This window comes from Neobacillus niacini (genome assembly GCF_023715415.1).
Lineage (GTDB): Bacteria > Bacillota > Bacilli > Bacillales > Cytobacillaceae > Neobacillus > Neobacillus niacini_C.
Genome location: NZ_JAMBOB010000003.1, coordinates 217,729 through 237,618 on the forward strand (window position 1 = coordinate 217,729; position 19,890 = coordinate 237,618).

19 protein-coding genes are annotated in these 19,890 nt (G+C 39.3%); all 19 read left to right on the forward strand.

The genetic code is table 11. The features are described from left to right. Positions 1-16 precede the first annotated feature (16 nt). The 19 genes from M3189_RS07635 (at position 17) to M3189_RS07725 (ending at position 19,855) form a co-directional block, all read left to right on the forward strand. A complete protein-coding gene (locus M3189_RS07635) occupies positions 17-1,186 on the forward strand; it encodes an acyl-CoA dehydrogenase family protein (RefSeq protein ID WP_251633226.1) in 1,170 nt (389 codons plus the stop codon). A 41-nt stretch (positions 1,187-1,227) separates the two neighbouring features. Beyond that, the gene (locus M3189_RS07640) at positions 1,228-2,436 is read left to right on the forward strand and encodes a CaiB/BaiF CoA transferase family protein (protein WP_251633227.1); all 1,209 of its coding nucleotides are present in this window, start codon (positions 1,228-1,230) and stop codon (positions 2,434-2,436) included. Positions 2,437-2,478: 42 nt separating this feature from the next. Next, positions 2,479-3,897 (forward strand): aldehyde dehydrogenase family protein, encoded by a 1,419-nt coding sequence (locus M3189_RS07645; RefSeq protein WP_251633228.1) that lies wholly within the window; start codon positions 2,479-2,481, stop codon positions 3,895-3,897. A gap of 99 nt (positions 3,898-3,996) precedes the next feature. Beyond that, positions 3,997-4,656: a GntR family transcriptional regulator gene (locus M3189_RS07650; protein ID WP_251633229.1), complete on the forward strand. Its 660-nt coding sequence runs from the start codon at positions 3,997-3,999 to the stop codon at positions 4,654-4,656. Positions 4,657-4,671: 15 nt separating this feature from the next. Further along, complete coding sequence (locus tag M3189_RS07655; protein ID WP_251633230.1) at positions 4,672-5,538, forward strand: HpcH/HpaI aldolase/citrate lyase family protein; 867 nt, start codon at positions 4,672-4,674, stop codon at positions 5,536-5,538. 33 nt (positions 5,539-5,571) lie between these two features. Then, on the forward strand, positions 5,572-6,270 hold the full coding sequence (locus M3189_RS07660; RefSeq protein WP_251633231.1) for a hypothetical protein: 699 nt from the start codon (positions 5,572-5,574) through the stop codon (positions 6,268-6,270). A gap of 54 nt (positions 6,271-6,324) precedes the next feature. Further along, the gene (locus M3189_RS07665) at positions 6,325-7,167 is read left to right on the forward strand and encodes a fumarate hydratase (protein ID WP_251633232.1); all 843 of its coding nucleotides are present in this window, start codon (positions 6,325-6,327) and stop codon (positions 7,165-7,167) included. Between the two features lie 12 nt (positions 7,168-7,179). After that, entirely contained in the window at positions 7,180-7,734 is a 555-nt protein-coding gene (locus tag M3189_RS07670; protein ID WP_251633234.1) for a Fe-S-containing hydro-lyase, read from the forward strand. A gap of 330 nt (positions 7,735-8,064) precedes the next feature. After that, on the forward strand, positions 8,065-8,829 hold the full coding sequence (locus tag M3189_RS07675) for an SDR family NAD(P)-dependent oxidoreductase (RefSeq protein WP_251633235.1): 765 nt from the start codon (positions 8,065-8,067) through the stop codon (positions 8,827-8,829). A gap of 24 nt (positions 8,830-8,853) precedes the next feature. Next, complete coding sequence (locus M3189_RS07680) at positions 8,854-10,443, forward strand: class I adenylate-forming enzyme family protein (RefSeq protein ID WP_251633236.1); 1,590 nt, start codon at positions 8,854-8,856, stop codon at positions 10,441-10,443. Positions 10,444-10,475: 32 nt separating this feature from the next. Beyond that, a complete protein-coding gene (locus tag M3189_RS07685; RefSeq protein WP_251633238.1) occupies positions 10,476-11,228 on the forward strand; it encodes an SDR family oxidoreductase in 753 nt (250 codons plus the stop codon). 81 nt (positions 11,229-11,309) lie between these two features. Further along, entirely contained in the window at positions 11,310-12,173 is an 864-nt protein-coding gene (locus M3189_RS07690) for a transketolase (RefSeq protein WP_251633239.1), read from the forward strand. Further along, positions 12,170-13,222 (forward strand): transketolase family protein, encoded by a 1,053-nt coding sequence (locus M3189_RS07695; RefSeq protein ID WP_251633240.1) that lies wholly within the window; start codon positions 12,170-12,172, stop codon positions 13,220-13,222. The genes M3189_RS07690 and M3189_RS07695 overlap by 4 nt, the downstream gene beginning before the upstream one ends. Positions 13,223-13,262: 40 nt before the next feature. Then, positions 13,263-14,456: an acyl-CoA dehydrogenase family protein gene (locus M3189_RS07700; protein ID WP_251633241.1), complete on the forward strand. Its 1,194-nt coding sequence runs from the start codon at positions 13,263-13,265 to the stop codon at positions 14,454-14,456. Positions 14,457-14,515: 59 nt separating this feature from the next. After that, positions 14,516-16,072, forward strand: coding sequence for an acyl-CoA carboxylase subunit beta (locus tag M3189_RS07705; RefSeq protein ID WP_251633242.1), 1,557 nt, complete (start codon positions 14,516-14,518; stop codon positions 16,070-16,072). Positions 16,073-16,111: 39 nt separating this feature from the next. Next, positions 16,112-17,155 carry a phosphotransferase family protein gene (locus M3189_RS07710; RefSeq protein WP_251633243.1) on the forward strand — a complete coding sequence of 348 codons (1,044 nt, stop codon included), beginning with the start codon at positions 16,112-16,114 and terminating at the stop codon, positions 17,153-17,155. A gap of 9 nt (positions 17,156-17,164) precedes the next feature. Then, complete coding sequence (locus tag M3189_RS07715) at positions 17,165-17,617, forward strand: hypothetical protein (protein WP_251633244.1); 453 nt, start codon at positions 17,165-17,167, stop codon at positions 17,615-17,617. A gap of 16 nt (positions 17,618-17,633) precedes the next feature. Further along, complete coding sequence (locus M3189_RS07720) at positions 17,634-18,821, forward strand: CaiB/BaiF CoA transferase family protein (RefSeq protein WP_251633245.1); 1,188 nt, start codon at positions 17,634-17,636, stop codon at positions 18,819-18,821. Positions 18,822-18,874: 53 nt separating this feature from the next. Beyond that, positions 18,875-19,855 (forward strand): NADPH:quinone oxidoreductase family protein, encoded by a 981-nt coding sequence (locus M3189_RS07725; protein WP_251633246.1) that lies wholly within the window; start codon positions 18,875-18,877, stop codon positions 19,853-19,855. Positions 19,856-19,890 lie beyond the last annotated feature (35 nt).

Sequence of the window (19,890 nt, forward strand, 5' to 3'; positions counted from 1 at the left end):
GGAGGAGAGAGAAGTTATGGTAAATACTTATGAAGTTGAAAGCTCAGAGCAGGAAATGATTCGTAAAAGTGTCCGTTCTTTATGTGAACGCTTTCCTGAAGACTATTGGAGAGAATTAGATGAAAGAGATGCATATCCTACAGCATTCGTCCAGGCATTAACGGAAGAAGGGTGGTTATCGGTGCTAATTCCTGAGGAGTATGGCGGTGCAGGGCTTGGTATGAAAGAAGCAGGAATCATTCTAGAAGAAATCAACCGATCTGGTGGTAATTCAGGGGCATGTCATGCGCAAATGTATACAATGGGTGCCGTGCTTCGACATGGTAATGAAGAACAGAAACAGCGCTTCTTACCGAAAATTGCAAGCGGAGAACTTCGGTTACAAGCTTTTGGTATTACCGAGCCAACTGCAGGAAGTGACACAACAAGTATTGAGACATTCGCAGAGAAAAAAGGGGACAAATATGTTGTCAATGGACAGAAAATTTGGACTTCCCGCGCAGAGCATTCTGATTTAATGCTTTTATTAGCTAGAACAACTCCTAGAGATCAAGTGAAAAAGAAAACGGATGGATTGAGTTTATTCCTGCTTGACATGAAAGATCAGGCCGATAGAATTGATATTCGTCCGATTGATGCGATGATCAATCATGCAACTACAGAAGTATTTTTTGATAATGCAGAAATCCCTGTCGAAAACCTGATTGGGGAAGAAGGAAAAGGATTCCGTTATGTGTTAAGCGGCATGAATGCAGAACGAATTCTCATTGCTTCTGAATCAGTTGGTGATGGTTTATATTTCGTGGATAGATCTGTTCAATATGCAAATGAACGAGTAGTTTTTAATCGTCAAATTGGTCAAAACCAAGGGGTTCAATTCCCAATTTCAAAAGCATATATGGACATACAGGCAGCAAAATTAATGAGAGATAATGCAGCAGAAATGTTTGATGCAGGCATTAATTGTGGTGCCGAAGCTAATATGGCTAAATATTTGGCGTCAGAAGCAACATGGCGTGCGGCAAACGCTGCTATGGATACCTATGGTGGATATGGTTTTGCAAAGGAATATAATATTGAACGGAAATTTAGAGAGGCCCGCCTATTTATTGTTGCTCCGATTTCTAACAATCTAGTTGTTAGTTTTGTTGGTCAACATGTTCTTGGATTACCACGGTCTTATTAATTGAAACAATAAGTCTTTAATATGAAGTAGGAGGTGCAAGGATGCCAGGACCATTGAGCGGGGTAACCGTTATCGATGTTACAACAAATATTTCTGGACCTACTTTAACCATGATTTTAGCAGATTTAGGTGCAGATATAATAAAGATTGAAAGACCAGATATCGGTGATGACTCAAGAGGAATGGGCCCATTTTGGGAAGGGGAAGGCGTTTATTTTCTTCAAATTAACCGAAATAAACAATCAATTGTCATCGATTTAAAGCAAGAAAGTGGAAGACAGATAGTTTATGATATGGTAAAAACAGCAGATGTATTTGTAGAAAATTTTCGTTATCAAAAAGCGGAGAAAATGGGATTAGGATATGAACAATTAAAAAAAATCAATTCTGCTTTAATTTATTGTTCACTTTCAGCCTACGGACAAGAAGGTCCTCTTCGTGATAGACCAGGATATGATGCGATTGCTCAAGCTGATGCAGGCATTATAGGTATAAACGGAACAGAAGGTTCAGAGCTTGCACGCGTACCGGTATCTGTACTAGATCAAGGGAGCGCAATGTGGGGTGCGATTGGAATCATTTCAGCATTATTTCATAAGGAAAAAACAGGTGAAGGACAATTAGTCACAACTTCTCTTTATGAAACAGGTGTCTTTTGGGTTGGTTACCACATGCTTTCATGGCTGGCAACGGGAAAAGAACCAGTGAAAAATGGTTCAGGGCATACGGCATTTTCCCCATACGGTGCGTTTCTCGCTAGTGATACTCATATTATGATAGGGATTTCGAACAATTCGCTATTTGCAAAGCTATGTAAAGTCCTTAAAAAAGAGGATTGGGTGAATGATCCGCGCTATATCAGTAATCCAAAACGGGTTGAGAATAAAGAAGAATTGAAAAGTGAAATGGAAAAAATCCTTAATACTAAACCTGCGAATGAGTGGATTGAACTGTTCGTACGAGCAGGTATACCAAGTTCAAAAGTAAAGACAGTTTCTGAAGTGGTTCAAGATGAACAAACACAATTAAATAATATGTGGCAGGAGCTTCCTCATTCAAGAATACAAAACTTTAAGCTCCCACGACTTCCATTTGAATTAAGTTCCTCGCCTGCTGAGGTTAAACAAGCACCGCCTGCGCTTGGAGAACACACAAGTAATATTCTGAAAAAGCTGGGCTATCCACCAGAAAAGATTGAGGAGTTGGTGAACAGTAACACCATTCAATTCGACACAATTAAAATGAAGTAACATTCATTGAAGGTATATTTACTAATAAGGAGGTTTTATTATATGGGAAAACGCGGCCTAATCATTGGAGCTCAGGAAATATTCACAGAAAAGGAATTTCCAGTTTACAATAAATATTCTGGAGAAGTTGTATCTACTGTTTCGATTGCGGAAAGATTACATGTGGACCAGGCTATTAGTACGGCATTTGAAGCGTATAAACAGGACAAATTAACACCTTATCAACGGTATGAAATTTTAAATAAAACGGCACAGATTATGAAAGACAGAAGAGAAGAATTTGCAAGAACCATCAGTTTAGAAGTTGGTAAGACGATTAAAGAGGCAAGAGTGGAAGTGGATCGTTCCATTCAGGTTATGATTCTATCTTCTGAAGAGGCTAAAAGAATTGCAGGAGAAATCGTACCGATTGAATCCGGTCCTGGAAATGAAAATAAAATGGGCTATTATATTCGCTGTCCAATTGGAGTTATTTGTGCGATTACTCCATTTAATCTTCCATTAAGTTTATCATGCCATAAAGTTGGTCCTGCCATTGCAGCTGGAAATACCGTAGTATGGAAACCTGCATCGGATACGCCACTATCAGCGTATTTATTGATTCAAGCATTATCTGATGCAGGTCTTCCTGCAGGATATGTAAACCTAGTATGCGGTTCAGGATCAACAGTTGGCGAATGGTTATTAGAAGACCATCGGATTGGGAAATACACATTTACCGGCAGCTCTGGTGTTGGGAAACGTATAAAGGAAAAAAGTGGTTTAAGAAGTGTATCACTTGAATTAGGAAACAATTCTCCTAATATTGTACATCATGATGCTGACCTGGATTTAGCAGCAAAAATGTGCACACTGCGCGGGTTCATTAATGCTGGCCAAACGTGTGTAAGTGTTCAAAGAATCTATGTACACCAATCTGTTAAGGAAGAATTTATTGAAAAATTAACTAAATATACATCACAGCTAAAGGTAGGCGACCCATTAGATGATACAACTGATGTTGGACCGCTGATTAGTTTAAAAGAAGCAAACCGTGTAAAAGAGTGGATTGATGAAGCGGTGGAGCAGGGAGCTAAGGTTGTATATGGAGGAGAGCAAAAAGGAGAAATTGTTGTCCCAACAATCTTAGATCATGTTACCAATGAAATGAAAGTTGCTTGCCAAGAGGTATTTGGTCCAGTTGTAACTGTAATACCGTATGAAGACCTTGATGACGCAATTGAACAATCCAATAATTCGGACTATGGTCTACAATCTGCAATTTTTACTACTAACATTAATACAGCAATGCATGCAGTTAAAAAACTTGATACTGGCGGAGTGGTTATTAATGATGCTTCCACCTTCAGAGCCGATTTAATGCCATATGGCGGAATAAAAGACAGCGGTATCGGCAGAGAGGGTCCTAAATATGCTATCGAACAAATGACAAACCTAAAAATGGTCGTTATTAATCTATAAAAAACTATAAAATGATTTTGCCATTATGTTGATTGGATTGAAAATCAACATAATGGCAGTTTTTTAAACAGCCAATCAATAAAGTTATGAGGTGCTCTTATGAATGAAAACACCTTTTTACGATTAAGTAATCGGGATATGTTAGCCACCAAGGTGGTGAATATTCTCAGAAATCAAATCTTGAATGGTGAATATAAGCCAAATGAAAGACTGGTCCAAGCTTCTATTGCAGAACAATTAGGTGTCAGCAGGATGCCGATTAGAGAAGCTCTCAAACAACTAGAGGCAGAAGGCTTAGTTTCAATTGAACCGCATCGTGGTGCCGTCGTAAACTCAGTAAGTATCGAAGATATAAAAGAAATTTATGCTCTTCGTTCTGAACTTGAAAAGATGGCTGCTTCCCTCAGTGTTTCCAGACTGACTGAATTGGATATTAAAGAATTGCAGCATAAATTCAAAGAGATGGAAGAAGCAGATAATGTTGATGATTTTGTTGCTGCGAATATTGAATTCCACCGATTAATAATCAAACGATGTCCATGGAAGCGGCTTCTTTCTTTTATTGACACATTGTGGAATGGTTTTCCGCAGCATACACCACACCTGCTTCCGCAGCAAATGGAGAAATCCAATGAGGAGCATAAAGAAATATTAAATGCCATTACGAAGAAGGATAGTGAAAAAGCATCTATTTTACTAGCAATGCATATAGAGAGAACCGGTGATAGTCTTTTGAAAAAATTACTAGAGAACGCATAATGAGGAGGGCGTTACATGTCATTGTTTCGAACCTGGATGTTTGTTCCGGGTAACCAGCAGCGAAGAATTGACAAAGTTAGCGAACTTGATGCGGATATATTTATATTTGATCTTGAGGATTCTGTGCCATTACAAGAAAAGATGGCTGCTAGAGTACTTGTATCAAAATCAATAGAAAACAATCAGCACCTGCAAAATTACGTGAGAATAAATGATGTCACAACTCCTGATTTTTTGGAAGATTTATCATTTGTTTTTGTAAAGGGGCTAAAAGGGATAGTCATTCCGAAAGCAAATGATCCAAGTGACATAAGAAGAGTTGAAAAAGAGGTTGATGACTTAGAAGAAAGAAATCATCTCCCAAAAGGTTCAATCAAACTTGTTCCATTAATAGAGACAGCACTGGGAATACACCATGCCTATAATATTGCCGTAAGTTCAAAGCGAATTCATCAAATGGCATTTGGAGCAATTGATTACTGCTTAGATATTAACGCCGAACTCACTAATTCCGGAATGGAGCTATTATACGCAAGGTCACAGCTAGTTGTTGCTTCCAGGGCTGCAGGAATTGAAGCCCCTGTTGATACTGTATTTTTAAATATACTAGATTCTGAAGGTTTTAGAAAAGAATCAGAATTTGTGAAGCAGCTGGGCTTTCAGGGTAAGTTAGTTATTCATCCGAACCAAATTCCAATCGTAAATTCCATTTTTATACCAACTCAAGAGGAAATTAAAGAAGCAAAGGAAATTGTTTCTGCATTTAAAAAAGCAGCTGAAAAAGGAATTGCATCACTTCAAATTAATGGGAAAATGGTTGATTATCCCGTAGTAAATAAAGCAATAAAAGTGTGTGAAAAAGCGAAACTTCTGGGTTTATAGAGGAGTTTTTACTTATTAAAAGGTGGGAAATTAATGGGAGTGGCAGGACCAGCATTACAGAAACCATCAACTAAGCATTTTTTGTTGTCACGGTTACATTCACTTTCTGGCATTATACCATTAGGTTTTTTTTTATTGGAACATTTCTTCTCCAATGCAACAGCTATTCTTGGGGAAGCGGCATATAACAAACAGATTAACCTATTACAAAAGATACCTTTTCTACCATTGATTGAAATTGCATTTATTGCCATACCGTTACTATTTCATGCCATATATGGAATCTATTTATCGCTCATTTCGAAGAACAAGAGTTTTGTTTATCCATACAAACGAAACTTGATGTTCTTTTTTCAACGGGTTACAGGTATTCTAACCTTGATATTTATAGTCTACCATGTATGGTCTTTTCGGTTAAAATCTATTTTTTTTGGAACGGAAATTAATTATCAAACTGTTTCAACTGATTTACTGAATCCATGGATATTCATCATTTATGTCCTTGGTGTAGTCTCTACTTCTTATCATTTTTGTAATGGTATGCACCCAACAGGGAGGAATTTAAAAGAAGAACGTATGGAGGTAGTTATTAGTGACGCTGGGATTGCCAATTGTGGTAACTCTCAAAATTGTGTCCAGGTTTGTCCAAAGGAAATCCCCTTAACAACAGCATTAAGCGAATTAAACTTAGATGCAAATATGCATGCGTTTAAAAAATGGTTTAGAAAATGATTCAAAATTGTGAAATTGTAATGAATAAAATTCAACATATGAGGGCGTGATTTAATGAGGAAAATCTCCTATCAAATCATAGTTGATAAAGTCTCTGAATTATGTATAAACGCAAATTATGAATTAGGACAAGATGTAGTTAATGCATTTAAAGAAGCAGTAAAAATAGAACGTTCCGAAATTGGCAGGGATGTCCTTAATCAACTTATTGCGAATGCAGAAATTGCAGCAAGTGAACGAGTTCCAATGTGTCAGGATACAGGTGTCGCTGTTTTTATAGTTGAAGTTGGCCAAGATATTCATATAGAAGGCGGTACACTTAATGATGCAATCAATGAAGGAGTTAAGAAGGGATATCTAGAAGGATACTTAAGAAATTCAATCGTCAGCCATCCGTTAGAACGAAAAAATACAGGGGATAACACACCTGCCATCATTCACATCGAGTTTGTCCCTGGTAATCAATTAAAGATTATGATGACGGCTAAAGGCGGTGGTGCAGAAAACATGAGCAGAATGAAAATGCTAAAACCATCGGATGGAATAGAAGGCGTAAAAGACTTTATTATTGAAACTGTCCGAAATGCAGGACCGAATGCATGCCCGCCATTGGTGGTAGGGGTAGGAATAGGCGGCAACTTTGAATATTGTTCATACCTAGCAAAGAAAGCATTATTTAGAGAAGTAGGCAAACGCAGTAAGCCGCCGGAAATCTCAGCGTTAGAAGTGGAATTGTTAGAAGAAATGAATCAATTGGGAATTGGACCACAAGGCTATGGAGGAAGTACCACCGCCCTTGATGTGAAAATTGAAATTGCGGCCTGCCATATTGCAGCTCTTCCGGTGGCTGTGAACTTAAATTGTCATGCAAGTCGTCATAAAGAAGCGGTATTATAGGGGATTGAAAATATGTCGATAAAAAAAATAAAGCTCCCATTTGAAGATGGGATAATTGAAACATTAAAAGCAGGTGACCGGCTACTGCTTACCGGAACGGTTTTTACTGCGAGAGATGCTGCTCATAAACGAATGTTTGATACACTCGAACACGGAAAGACTTTGCCGATTAATGTTGAAGGACAGGTTATTTACTATGTTGGTCCTACACCTGCAATGCCGGGAAAAGTCATCGGTTCTGCAGGACCAACCACTAGTGGAAGAATGGATAAATATACGCCAAGACTTCTTGATTTGGGTTTAAAAGGAATGATAGGAAAAGGTTACCGAAGCGAAGCTGTCATTCAATCCATCATTAAGAACAAGGCTGTATATCTTGGTGCCATTGGTGGTTCAGCAGCACTTCTATCGAAAACAATTAAAAGTGTAGAGGTTGTTGCTTATGAAGATTTAGGTACAGAGGCAATTCGTAAAATGGAGATTGTAGATTTTCCCGTTATCGTCATTAATGATTCTGATGGAAATGATTTATATAAACAAGGAAATGAATTTACAAATAAAACATGAAAAAAATAGAATTTTTCTATTAAATTTTGTGAAAACTTGTAAAGGGTTATTTATGCAATGCAATTCTTCAACATAATTGTAATTTTGCAACAATGCTCAATCTCTTGTATTTCAACAATATTAATAGATTTTCATTAAATTTGTTGCAAAATTGCAATTTCTCCGTTTACCAATCCTCTTCAAAGATACTATAGTTATACATATATAAGGTTGGCATGCTTCTTGCATATTAATATTATGTGAACTACTAAAATTTATTTAATAATACTACATCCCTCCTGCGACTGTTTACCTAAAGATTAGAAAATTATAGTGGAATGGGGAAGGTTTTTGAAAATACCAACATTTAAGTTGAATGGTAAAGTAGCACTGGTTACAGGCGGAAGCAAAGGAATTGGTTATGGAATGGCAGCGGCCCTTGGGAAATTTGGAGCTAAGATAGTGATAGCCAGCCGCAACTTAATTGATATTAGAAAAGCAGAAGAAAATTTGACGGAACTTGGGATTAATGTAACGGGCTATCCCGTTGATGTAACAGAAAAAAATCAAGTGGAAGAGTTAATTCATACAATTGTTGATAAATATGGGAGTCTGGATATTCTAGTAAATAATGCGGGCATGAACATCCGTAAGCCGCTGGTAGAGGTTGAGGAAGACGATTGGGACACTGTATTATCTACGAATTTAAAAGGGATATTCCTTACAGGGCAGGCGGCAGCAAAACAAATGATAAAACAACAATCAGGTCGAATAATTAATATTTCATCTATATTTGGATCAACCGGCATGTCGATGCAAACGAGTTACGCAGCAAGTAAAGGTGGAATCAATCAATTGACTAAGGTCTGGGCTGATGAACTTGCCCCTTATGGAATAACTGTTAATGCAATTGCACCAGCTTATATAAGAACACCGATGACTGAGGAGTGGTTAAATAATGAAGCTCGCTATAATCAGATTATCGAAAATACCATGTTAAAACGAGTTGGGAATCTGGAAGACTTAGCCGGTCCAATCGTATTTTTGGCAAGTGAAGCTTCTGCCTATGTAACTGGTCAAATCTTGCATGTAGATGGAGGCTGGACTTCTAAATAAAATACAGCAGAGGAGGACCAATGAATGATAGAAACAAAAACTGTATTTGGCCATGAAGTTAAAGTATATCGTGAACGTCCTCATTCGGTCTTTGAAATGTTAGAGAAGACGGCAGCCTCTTATCCTCACAAAGAAGCGATTGTGGATGGTGAAGTTCGGTTAACCTATCGTGAATTACATAAAAAAGTAGAAAATGTTTCGGCAAATTTTCAAAAACGCTTTCAAATTCAAAAAGGTGATCGAGTGGCCATTCTCTTAAACAATTGCGTAGAATTTGTCCTTTCAGTTTTTGCCGGAGCCAAATTAGGAGCGATTTTGGTACCGCTTAATACGAAGCTGAAGGAAAGTGAACTTGCCTTTATGATTAACCATTCTGGTGCAAAGGCATTGATTACAGACAATGAATCACTTCCAAAAATAGATAAACTTATATCAGAAAATCAATTAAATAAGGTGGAACAAATATTTTTAAAAAACGGGAGCAGTCAAGGGCTTTTAAGTAAACGCTTCCTTTCCTTTGAAGTCTTAGAGGAACCTGCGGATTGTGATGAATTAGCTTCAATTAAGGAAGAAGACCCGCTATTTATTATGTATACTTCTGGAACTACTGGGGTACCAAAGGGTGCAATTGGCAGTCATATCGGGGTCATTCACAGCGCATTGAGTTTCGAGAAAGTATTCCAAACTAATACAGAAACAAAGACCTTAATTGCGGTACCATTATTTCATGTAACAGGACTAATTGGACAGCTGCTGCATGTGACAAGGATAGGCGGAACATCTGTATTAATGTCTCGGTATCAAACAGATAAGTATATTAATATTCTAGCAAATGAAAAGATTAGCTTTTTATTTAATGTACCGACCATTTATGTCATGATTCTATCAAGAAAAATATTTCACCAATTTCAGTACCCCTTTGTTCAAAAGATTGCCTATGGCGGTGCACCTATGCCGAATGATACAATCTATCAGCTTCGCAAGTATTTTCCGAATGCTGAGCTGCACAACGCTTATGGTGCGACCGAGACATCATCACCTACAACAATCATGCCGAGGCATTTTCCTGATTCAAAGATTAATTCTGTCGGTCGGCCTGTACCAGTTGCCGAAATTAAAGTGGTGAATGAACAAATGAAAGAATGTTCCTTTGATGAGGTTGGGGAGCTTTTAATAAAAGGACCAATGGTAATAAAAGGTTATTGGGATAACCCAAAGGCAAACCAAAGTTCTTTCATTGATGGCTATTGGGCATCAGGAGATTTAGTTAAAGTCGATAAGCATGGATACGTTTATATTATGGATCGAAAAAAGGATATGATAAATCGCGGCGGTGAAAAAATATTCTCTGTTGAAATCGAAAATATCTTATATAACCATCCTTCCATTTTAGAAGCAGCGGTAGTTGGTGTTACGGATCCTATCTTTGGAGAAAAAGTAAAGGCCTTCATTGTCAAAAAAGATGGTGTGCAAATGCTTACTGGTGATGAAATAAAATCATTTATTGCAGCTAGAATTGCAGATTTCAAGGTTCCAAATGAGGTTGTGTTTGTTGATCAATTGCCACGTAATCCTGGCGGGAAAATATTGAAAAGCCATCTTGCAAAACTATAGCCAGAAAGATGTCCGAGAGGGGTTTTCATCCAATGTTTGATTTAAAAGGTAAAAAAGCGATAGTAACTGGTGCGGGCGGCGGCCTTGGAAAAGCAATCGCACAGGGTATTTATCAGGCAGGTGCAGAAGTGGTGTTACTTGATATATCAAAACAAATTCATGAAACAAAAGAAGAAATTGGAACTAAGGACACTAAGGTTTTTGCAGTCCAAGGTGATTTATCTAACCGTGAAGATCGAAGACAATCATTTCAAAAATCCGTAGAGCTTTTAGGCGGAAGATTAGATATATTGGTGAATGCTGCCGGGATTATCGATAAGCATCCGGCAGAGAATTATTCGATTGAGTCATGGGATAAAGTCTTAGAGGTAAATTTAAGTGCGGTATTTGAATTGTCACAGCTTGCAGGGGAAAGGATGATTAAGCAAAAGGCCGGAAAAATCATCAACATCGCTTCTATGTTGAGCTTCTTTGGCGGATATCATGTTGTTTCCTATTCTGCCAGTAAAGGCGGCGTCGCTCAATTAACAAAATCCTTGTCTAATGAATGGGCAAAACATGGGATTCAAGTAAATGCCATTGCGCCAGGTTACATGGATACAAAGTTGAACAATCATATAAAAGATGACCCAGTTCGTTTTGACCAAATAACAGCAAGAATTCCAGCTGGCAGATGGGGTTCTCCGGAAGATTTAAAAGGCATTGCAGTATTCCTTGCTTCCAGTGCTTCAAACTATATAAGTGGTACGATTATTCCAGTAGATGGCGGTTATATGTCGAGATAATAATGAAAAGCCGTTACGTACGAGTAAAATTATCTGAATATAAAAAATAATTAGTTTTTAGGTAATTTAAGGAGGAGTTTTGTGGCAAAACAAGTGACTTTAATACCGGGTGGGAAGGCAGCGAACCTGCCGCTGGAAGATCTGCTGTTAGATTATAAAAGGTATATATTTCAAATGTCAGAGGCTGCAGGGTCTGGGTATATTGCCCAAGGGTTATGTTCGGCTGAGGTGATGGCTGGATTATTTTTCCGAACGCTGCGGCTTGATCCACAAAATTTTGAGAACCCAGACCGGGACCGATTCTTACTTTCCGTAGGTCATTATGCGATTAGTGTTTATGCTGCGATGGTGAAACTAGGGTGTTATTCAAAAGACTTGTTAGACACATACAGTTTTGATGATAGTATTTTTGAAATGATTGCGACTGAAACCACTCCTGGTATTGAAATTAGCGGCGGAGCATTAGGTCAGGGACTTTCGCGTGGTGTAGGTGTAGCTTTAGCAGGTAAGTTAAAAAATGCCTCCTGGAAAACCTATGTATACATGAGTGATGGTGAAATGCAGGAAGGGCAGGTTTGGGAAGCCGCTATGGTAGCGGGAAATCATAAGCTGGATAACCTAATTACAATTGTCGATGTAAATGGAATGCAAGTAGATGGCCGAATTGAAGATGTATCTAATATAGAACCACTTGCGGATAAATGGAAAAGTTTCGGCTGGAATGTAGTGGTGATTAACGGAAATAACCTGAACGAGGTGCTTACCTCATTGGAAATGGTTCAACAACCTAATGGTAAACCATCCATCATTATTGCGAACACTGTAATGGGAAATGGAATTTCTTTTTTACACGGGAAGACGGACGTTCATTATGTGAAATGGAATAAAGAGTTATCAGATAAAGCCTTGAGTGAACTTACGCCTGCAGGGGGTAAAAAAGCATGAAGGAAATCATGAACGCAGTCATGTACAACGGAACCAATGAATTAGAGAAAAAGATGAAGTCTTATGGGAATTCCTTAGCATCACTAGGGGAAAAGCATGAAGATGTTGTCTGTTTAACAGCAGACTTGACATCGATTTTAGAGGTTGATATTTTCCGTGACCATTTCCCAAATCGCTTTTTCCCTATGGGAATGGCAGAACAGAATATGATTGGGACTGCAGCTGGGTTAGCTCAAGAAAATCAAGTTCCTTTCGCCAGTACCTTTGCCTGTTTTTTGACAAGAAGGGGTTATGATCAAATTGTGAATTCCATAGCTTATCCCCAATTGAATGTAAAGCTTACAGGACTGATGCCAGGGATATCCAGTGTTGGAGGAGCTTCCCATCAGGCCATTGATGATATTGCGATTATGAGGGCTGTACCTAATATGAAGATTATTGACCTGGCGGATGCTACTGAAAGTGCCATTGCACCTCAATTAGCCTATGAAACACAAGGGCCGGTCTACATCAGATTAAGAAGAGGATTATTACCAGTTTTATTTGATCCAAAACAATATAAATTGGAATGGGGTCAAAGCTATTTGTTAAGAAAAGGGACAGATGTTTGTATTGTGACATCTGGTTTAATGACAGAAAATGCCTTAGCTGCAGCAATGATATTGGAGAGAAATGGTGTATCTGCGAGTGTCCTGCATGTACCAAGTATTAAGCCGATTGATGAAGAGGGTATTGTGGAAGCTGCTGCTAGCTGCCGGGCCGTATTAACACTAGATAACCATAGTATCATCGGAGGACTTGGCAGTGCAGTTGCTGAGGTATTAATGGATCATAAGGTTTCCCGCCCATTTAAACGATTAGGAATACCAGACCAATATGGGAAAGCAGCATCAATGGCATATTTGTCAAGATTGTTTGAGCTTGATCCAGATCAAATCGCTCACAATTCTGTGGCCTTATTAGAAGGAAACAAAAAAATCACGGTTTCCGCCAATTGGGAACCAGGTGGAGAGAAAACGACGGGCTGGGAAATGGAATGGAAAAATTAACATTTCAACTATATCGAAATAAGATAAGGAGAAAATAATCATGACTAGTCAATTGAGTGCCCAACTAGAGGAACTGAGGGGAAAAGTAAGAGCCTTCATTGATAGAGAGGTTATACCGCTGGAAGATGTAATAGAAGAATGGGGACCAGAAGGAGAAGCTGCGTTAAAGAGTGTTCAGGAAAAAGCCAAACAAGAAGGAATTTTTGCACTGGGACTCCCAAAGGAGATAGGCGGGGGCGGCCTGCCGTTTATGGATTATGTGTATATCAATGAAATCATTGGAAGGTCGGAAGCGGCCATGTATGCACTTGGTACACATACGGCTCAAGATTCCACTATGCTCAACATGTTCGGTACACCAGAGCAAAAGGAAAAATGGCTGTATCCAATGGTACGTGGGGAGATATCACCATCCGTTGGGTTAACAGAACCTGAAGTTGCAGGGTCCGATCCAACTCTTATCGAGACAACGGCTGTTCTCGATGGAGATGAGTGGGTCATCAATGGCCATAAATGGTTTACTACGAATGCAAATATTGCTGCCTTTACTACTGTTTTTTGTGTGACAGAACCTGATGCTGCACGTCATAAAAGGGCATCGATGATTATCGTTCCTACTAACACCCCGGGATATGAGATTGTTCGAGTTATTCCAACTATGGGAGGAAAAGGAGGTAACCATTGTGAAGTTCGTTATAACAATGTAAGGGTGCCAAAAGAAAATCTATTAGGGAGCCGCGGGGAAGGCTTTGTCATTGCACAAAAACGATTAGGACCAGGAAGAATTTATCATTGTATGAGGTGGCTTGGCCAAGCCCAAAGAGCATTTGATTTAATGTGTGAAAGAGCATTAAACCGATACTCACATGGCTCCTTATTATCAGACAAACAAATGATTCAAAAATTTATTGCGGACTCAGCCACAGAAATTCAAACTGCAAGGTTATTAACAATTGAGGCAGCAAAGAAAATTGATGAGGGCCATGATGCAAGGGTAGATATTGCCATGATTAAGGTTTATGGAGCTGGCATCCTTCACAACGTGATTGATAGAGCGATTCAAGTTCATGGTGCGCTCGGTGTTACGGAAGATACCCCGCTAGAGAAAATGTACCGCCGTGCCCGTTATGCCCGTATTTATGATGGACCTGATGAGGTACATACAGTGTCCATTTCAAGAAGAATATTAAAATATTATCAACAAGAATCTTATTGGAATCCTGCGGATTTTTAAAAAAATATCAGTCATAGAATCTATTTCTCGATAAGCGGTGGAATAGGAGGTATTAGTAAATGTCTTGGGAAAGTGAAATTAATGAACTAAGGTATAGAGAAGAATTGGCGAAAAAAATGGGTGGTGAAGAAAGAGTCGCCCGTCATCGGAGTCAAGGGAAATTACCTGTTCGCGAGAAAATTGATAAGCTATTAGATCCTGGGAGTTTTCATGAAACAGGTGCCCTGGCAGGTACTGGTATATATGATGAAAATGGTGAGCTTATTGATTTTACACCGGCTAATTTTGTAATGGGAACCGGCCGCATTGATGGCCGCAAAGTCGTGATTGGTGCCGATGATTTTACAGTAAGAGGCGGTGCGATGGACGGCGCTGTTACCGGAAAACAAATCTATGCTGAGCTAATGGCGAATGAATTAAAATTACCGATTGTCAGACTTGTAGATGGAACTGGCGGCGGGGGCAGTATCAAGACACTGATTGAAAATGGGGATACGTATGTTACGGTTTTACCGGGCTGGGATCACGTAATCGACAATCTGCAAAAGGTACCTGTTGCGGCAATTTGCACGGGATCTGTAGCCGGCCTTGGAGCAGCACGTGTTTCTACCTCTCATTTTTCAGTCATGATTAAGGATATCTCGCAAATGTTTGCAGCCGGCCCACTAATTGTAAAATTTGGATTGGGTCAGGACTTAACAAAGGAAGAATTAGGCGGGATACAAGTACACGGCTCAAATGGAGTTATTGATAATATTGTAAATTCAGAAGAAGAGGCATTTCAACAAATTAGAAATTTTCTATCATATTTACCAAAGAATGTTTGGGAGCTGCCACCAGTTTCTGATACATCTGATGATAAAAATCGCCGAGATGAAAACCTAATCTCTGCAATTCCCAAAAATCGACGTAAGCTTTATAAAATCCGTAAGATTCTGCCGATGATTTTTGATAAAGACACTTTATTTGAAATGGGAAGTACCTTCGGCGGATCAATGATTACTGCTTTTGCCAGGCTCAATGGCTATCCTGTAGGTGTTATTGCTCCTGATGTATATAAAGACGGCGGTGCGATGACAGCGGAAAGTTCTGAAAAGCTTGAGCGTTTTGTGGATCTTTGTAATACCTTCCATCTTCCAATTGTAAACCTAGTGGATAACCCTGGTCTCGCAGTAGGACTACAAGCAGAAAGAAAAGGTACTCTCAGAAAAGGTGTAAGCGCTATCGCGGCCGTTTATCAGGCTAAAATTCCGATTTGTGAAATTATAATTAGACGAGATTTTGGTGTTGGCGGTGCGGGGATGTCAAATGCACACGGACTCAATATGCGTTACGCCTGGCCGTCAGGAGTTTGGGGGTCACTTCCAATTGAAGGTGGGTTAGAAGTTGCCTACAAAAGAGATTTAGAGGCAAGTGATGATCCTGAAGCATTGCGGGCAGCGTTATTAAAGAAATTAGAAAAAACAGTATCACCATTTAGAACAGCTGAAAAGTTTGGAATTGAAGAAATTATTGACCCTAGGGATACAAGGCCGCTTTTATGTGAGTGGATAAAGGATGCCTATGAGCTTTTACCACAGCAGCTAGGTTTCACGCATTACACCTATCGTCCGTAGGGTATTAAATTCTATCAATTAATAAAGGGTGTAAAATTGATGTCCATATACAAACAAGAAATTATTGAATCCCTAGAAAAGTATTTTCGTGAAAATATCATTTTATCAAAAGAAGCAGCAATTGTTGACTTTGTCCAGCTTTCTGAGGGCTGGACCGACGAAGCCTATCTTTTTAACGTTACCTGGGGAAAAAATCAGGAAGAGCAGTCAAAAGGGTTTGTTCTTCGTAAGTTTAAGAAAGGTGGTTTATTTTCGGATATACGAAATTTATTTCACCAATATAAACTTTTAGAAGCTTTAAGTACAAAGTCCTCATTGCCTGTACCAAGGGTTTATGCCTATGAAGAGGATGAAAGTTTGCTAGGCAGCAAATTCTTTGTTATGGAAAAGCTTGAGGGGAAAAGCTATGTACCTTGGTCAAAGGAAGGCAGAAAATTTTTTCATCAGGCGGCAGCAGAAAATAACCCAATCCCTTACCAATTCGTAGAACACCTGGCAGATTTACATACATTAGACTATCAATCTATGAATCTAGGAGAATGGTTTACACAAGTGGATGAAAAACATTATCTAGACATTAAGATTAAGGAATTGGAAGAATTGTATGCCAACTACAAGGTTTTTTATGACCCTGTAGTAGCCGATGGGCTGGAATGGTTAAAGAGAAACAAGCCTGAACCTTTACCGCTGTCCATTATTCATAATGACTACCGAACAGGGAACCTGTTATTTGAAAATGATCGAATTACAGGAATATTAGACTGGGAATATGCAGAGCTCGGCGATCCAAGAATGGACCTAGCCTATGTTTGCGCCAGGGCGAACAGAATGGATTCACCACTTTTATGCTATTTAGTTAATCGGGATTTTTTCCTAGAGTACTACCAACAATGCACGGGGATTCATTTTTCTCCTGAAGATATCTATTATTTCGAAGTATATCATCAGGTAAAGTTTTTACTGCTCTCACTATCTGCTGGAAATTCATTTTTTAAAGAGGGAAGTTTAGATTTAAGAATGGCCAGACAAGGTTTTCGTTTTACACTCATGAGAAAAATGACAGCGGAATTATTAGGATATTGAGGTGAGAAAATGTTTGATAAAGAGTTTACCTTAAACAGGCTGACTGAAGTTATTAAGCGGGATATTATTCCACATTTATCCAATGATTATTCAAAAGAACAAGCGATTGCGATGGTATCGGTACTGAAAAATGTGAATTTAAACACCGTGCAAAACTATCATCCATTTCAACTTGTTAATGAACTTTTGTTTGGAGAATTGAACGATCAATTATCCAAAATGGCAGAAGATGTGGCTGTTATTGGCTGCGGGCTCACAGAAACAGTGCAAACGTTACAATTTCAACTTCAATTAATTGACTCAGAAACAGAAATCAAAACAAAATGGGAAAAACTTAATGAGCTTTTTAGCGGGCTGATAACCATGGTTTATCAAAATGAAGCTGAACTTAGCGAATATATTCACCATTTTCGAACAGTAATTAGGAAACAAATTGATATTGAAATGGAATTGGTTAGCTAAGGAGGGAGGAGATAATTTGAACGGAGCACTTCATGGAGTAAAAGTATTGGATTTATCAAGATATATTGCGGGACCATATTGCGGCCTTTTACTCGCCGATATGGGAGCTGAAGTAATTAAGGTTGAAAAAGTCGGCGGTGAGGACGGGAGGAGCTTTCCGCCTTTGGTGAAGGACGACAGTCTATACAGCGCTGCATTAAACAGAAATAAGCGGGCGATTACACTGAACTTTCGTCACCCGAGAGCACATGAAGTATTGGACCGGCTGATGAAATGGGCTGACATTGTTATAGAAAACTTCCGACCTGGAACAATGGAAAAAATGGGTTATGGACCTGATAGATTACAAGAAATAAATCCCCGGCTTATTATGGTTCGATCCTCTGGCTTTGGTCAGACAGGACCGAAAAGTCATCGGCCAGGATTTGATCAAATTGGGCAGGCTATGGGCGGGATTATGAGTATGACTGGAACAGAGGAGACTCCTCCGCTCATGGCCGGGGTCCCGATTGTTGATTATACGTCTGGCTTACATGCTGCAGTTGGTGCTCTATCTGCACTGCATCATCGAAACTTAACGGGAAAAGGTCAGGTTGTTGATGTTTCGTTACTTGAAAGTGCAGTATCCATGCTGGTGGCGCAAATACCAGGATATTTTTTAAATGAGAAACTCCCTGAACGCAGAGGAAACTGCGATCGTTATTCCGCTCCAAGTAATGCGTATCAGGCGAAGGATGGATGGATATTTGTAGTAGCCGCCTCAAATGACTCACTTTGGTCTAACCTTTGTAAGTTAATGAACAGAGTTGATTTACTTGAAGCTCCACATTTTAAAACCACCGCATCACGTTTAGAGAATGGTACAGAAATTGATCGGATTGTGCAAGAATGGATTTCAAATTACAAGGTAGATGAATTGGACGCAATGTTTGATCGAGCGGGTATTCCAAGCGGTCCTATTAGAAATATTCCCCAAATTTTGGAGGATGATCATCTTCGGGCGCGTGGACAAATCGTAGAGATTGAGCATCCAACCGCTGGAAAAATTCCTATAAGCGGGGTGACAATCAAGCTATCAGAAACACCAGGTGCTATTCGATATGGACCGCCGCTTGTAGGTCAGCATACAGAGGAAATATATATGGACGAACTAGGATTTAGTAAACAGGAATTATCTGCATTACAGCAAGAGGGAGTTTGCTAAAACTCTATTTCTATTATTGAGATAAATAGATATCGATTTTTAAGGAGGTAAATATGCACAGCTGGGTAATAGAAAAATTGGGTGAACCAAAAGATGCATTACGACTAGCAGAGTTGCCTGAACCTGCCGTCAAACCAGGTCATGTAAAAATTAGGGTAAAAGCAGCTGCCTTAAACTTTTTTGATATCTTACAATGCCAAGGCAGCTACCAAGAAAAGTATCCATTACCTTTTACACCGGGAGCCGAAATCTCTGGTGAAGTTTATGAGGCTGGCGAAGGCAGCCGATATCAGGCAGGTCAGAAAGTAATGGCAGTTCCAAAGCTTCCTTCCGGTGGATTAGCTGAATGGGTTGTAGTGCCTGATGATTTAGTTTTCCCGATATCAGATAAAATGACCTTTGCAGCAGCGACATCACTATTTACCACTTATCACACCTCATACTACGCACTTCATTATCGTGCGAATTTAAAGCCAGGTGAAGTATTGCTCGTTCACGCAGGTGCAGGAGGGGTAGGTTCTTCGGCAATACAATTAGGGTGCGCTGCAGGAGCCAAAGTGATTGCCACTGCCGGTGGACCGGAGAAGGTCAAAATTTGCAAGGAACTAGGCGCAGATGTCGTGATTGACTACCATTCAGAAGATTTTGTGGATGTTGTCAAAAGGGAAACAGACGGTCGCGGTGCGGATGTTATTTATGATCCTGTTGGCGGGGATGTGTTCGATCGTTCGCGCAAATGTATTGCCTTTAATGGACGTATTCTCGTGATTGGCTTTACGAGTGGCAGGATTGCCGATGCTCCAACCAATCACATTCTGATAAAAGACTATTCTGTTGTTGGTGTTCACTATGGCTACTTCCGAAGACTTTATCCTGAAAAGACAGAAAAGATTCAAGAGCAGCTGATTAAGCTTTACGAGGAAAAAGCAATTGATCCTCTTATTTATAAAGAATTTGCTTTTACAGAAGTACCGGAAGCACTTGATTTACTCGCTGGCAGAAAGACATGGGGAAAAGTCGTAGTGAAGATTTAATCCATTATTATCATTTTTTTGGGGGGTGATTTCAT

Excerpts from the sequence above, each read along its gene's own strand:
- M3189_RS07635 (WP_251633226.1), top strand. The coding sequence starts at position 17 with ATGGTAAATACTTATGAAGTTGAAAGCTCAGAGCAGGAAATGATTCGT.
- M3189_RS07640 (WP_251633227.1), top strand. The coding sequence starts at position 1,228 with ATGCCAGGACCATTGAGCGGGGTAACCGTTATCGATGTTACAACAAAT.
- M3189_RS07645 (WP_251633228.1), top strand. The coding sequence starts at position 2,479 with ATGGGAAAACGCGGCCTAATCATTGGAGCTCAGGAAATATTCACAGAA.
- M3189_RS07650 (WP_251633229.1), top strand. The coding sequence starts at position 3,997 with ATGAATGAAAACACCTTTTTACGATTAAGTAATCGGGATATGTTAGCC.
- M3189_RS07655 (WP_251633230.1), top strand. The coding sequence starts at position 4,672 with ATGTCATTGTTTCGAACCTGGATGTTTGTTCCGGGTAACCAGCAGCGA.
- M3189_RS07660 (WP_251633231.1), top strand. The coding sequence starts at position 5,572 with ATGGGAGTGGCAGGACCAGCATTACAGAAACCATCAACTAAGCATTTT.
- M3189_RS07665 (WP_251633232.1), top strand. The coding sequence starts at position 6,325 with ATGAGGAAAATCTCCTATCAAATCATAGTTGATAAAGTCTCTGAATTA.
- M3189_RS07670 (WP_251633234.1), top strand. The coding sequence starts at position 7,180 with ATGTCGATAAAAAAAATAAAGCTCCCATTTGAAGATGGGATAATTGAA.
- M3189_RS07680 (WP_251633236.1), top strand. The coding sequence starts at position 8,854 with ATGATAGAAACAAAAACTGTATTTGGCCATGAAGTTAAAGTATATCGT.
- M3189_RS07685 (WP_251633238.1), top strand. The coding sequence starts at position 10,476 with ATGTTTGATTTAAAAGGTAAAAAAGCGATAGTAACTGGTGCGGGCGGC.
- M3189_RS07695 (WP_251633240.1), top strand. The coding sequence starts at position 12,170 with ATGAAGGAAATCATGAACGCAGTCATGTACAACGGAACCAATGAATTA.
- M3189_RS07700 (WP_251633241.1), top strand. The coding sequence starts at position 13,263 with ATGACTAGTCAATTGAGTGCCCAACTAGAGGAACTGAGGGGAAAAGTA.
- M3189_RS07705 (WP_251633242.1), top strand. The coding sequence starts at position 14,516 with ATGTCTTGGGAAAGTGAAATTAATGAACTAAGGTATAGAGAAGAATTG.
- M3189_RS07710 (WP_251633243.1), top strand. The coding sequence starts at position 16,112 with ATGTCCATATACAAACAAGAAATTATTGAATCCCTAGAAAAGTATTTT.
- M3189_RS07715 (WP_251633244.1), top strand. The coding sequence starts at position 17,165 with ATGTTTGATAAAGAGTTTACCTTAAACAGGCTGACTGAAGTTATTAAG.
- M3189_RS07725 (WP_251633246.1), top strand. The coding sequence starts at position 18,875 with ATGCACAGCTGGGTAATAGAAAAATTGGGTGAACCAAAAGATGCATTA.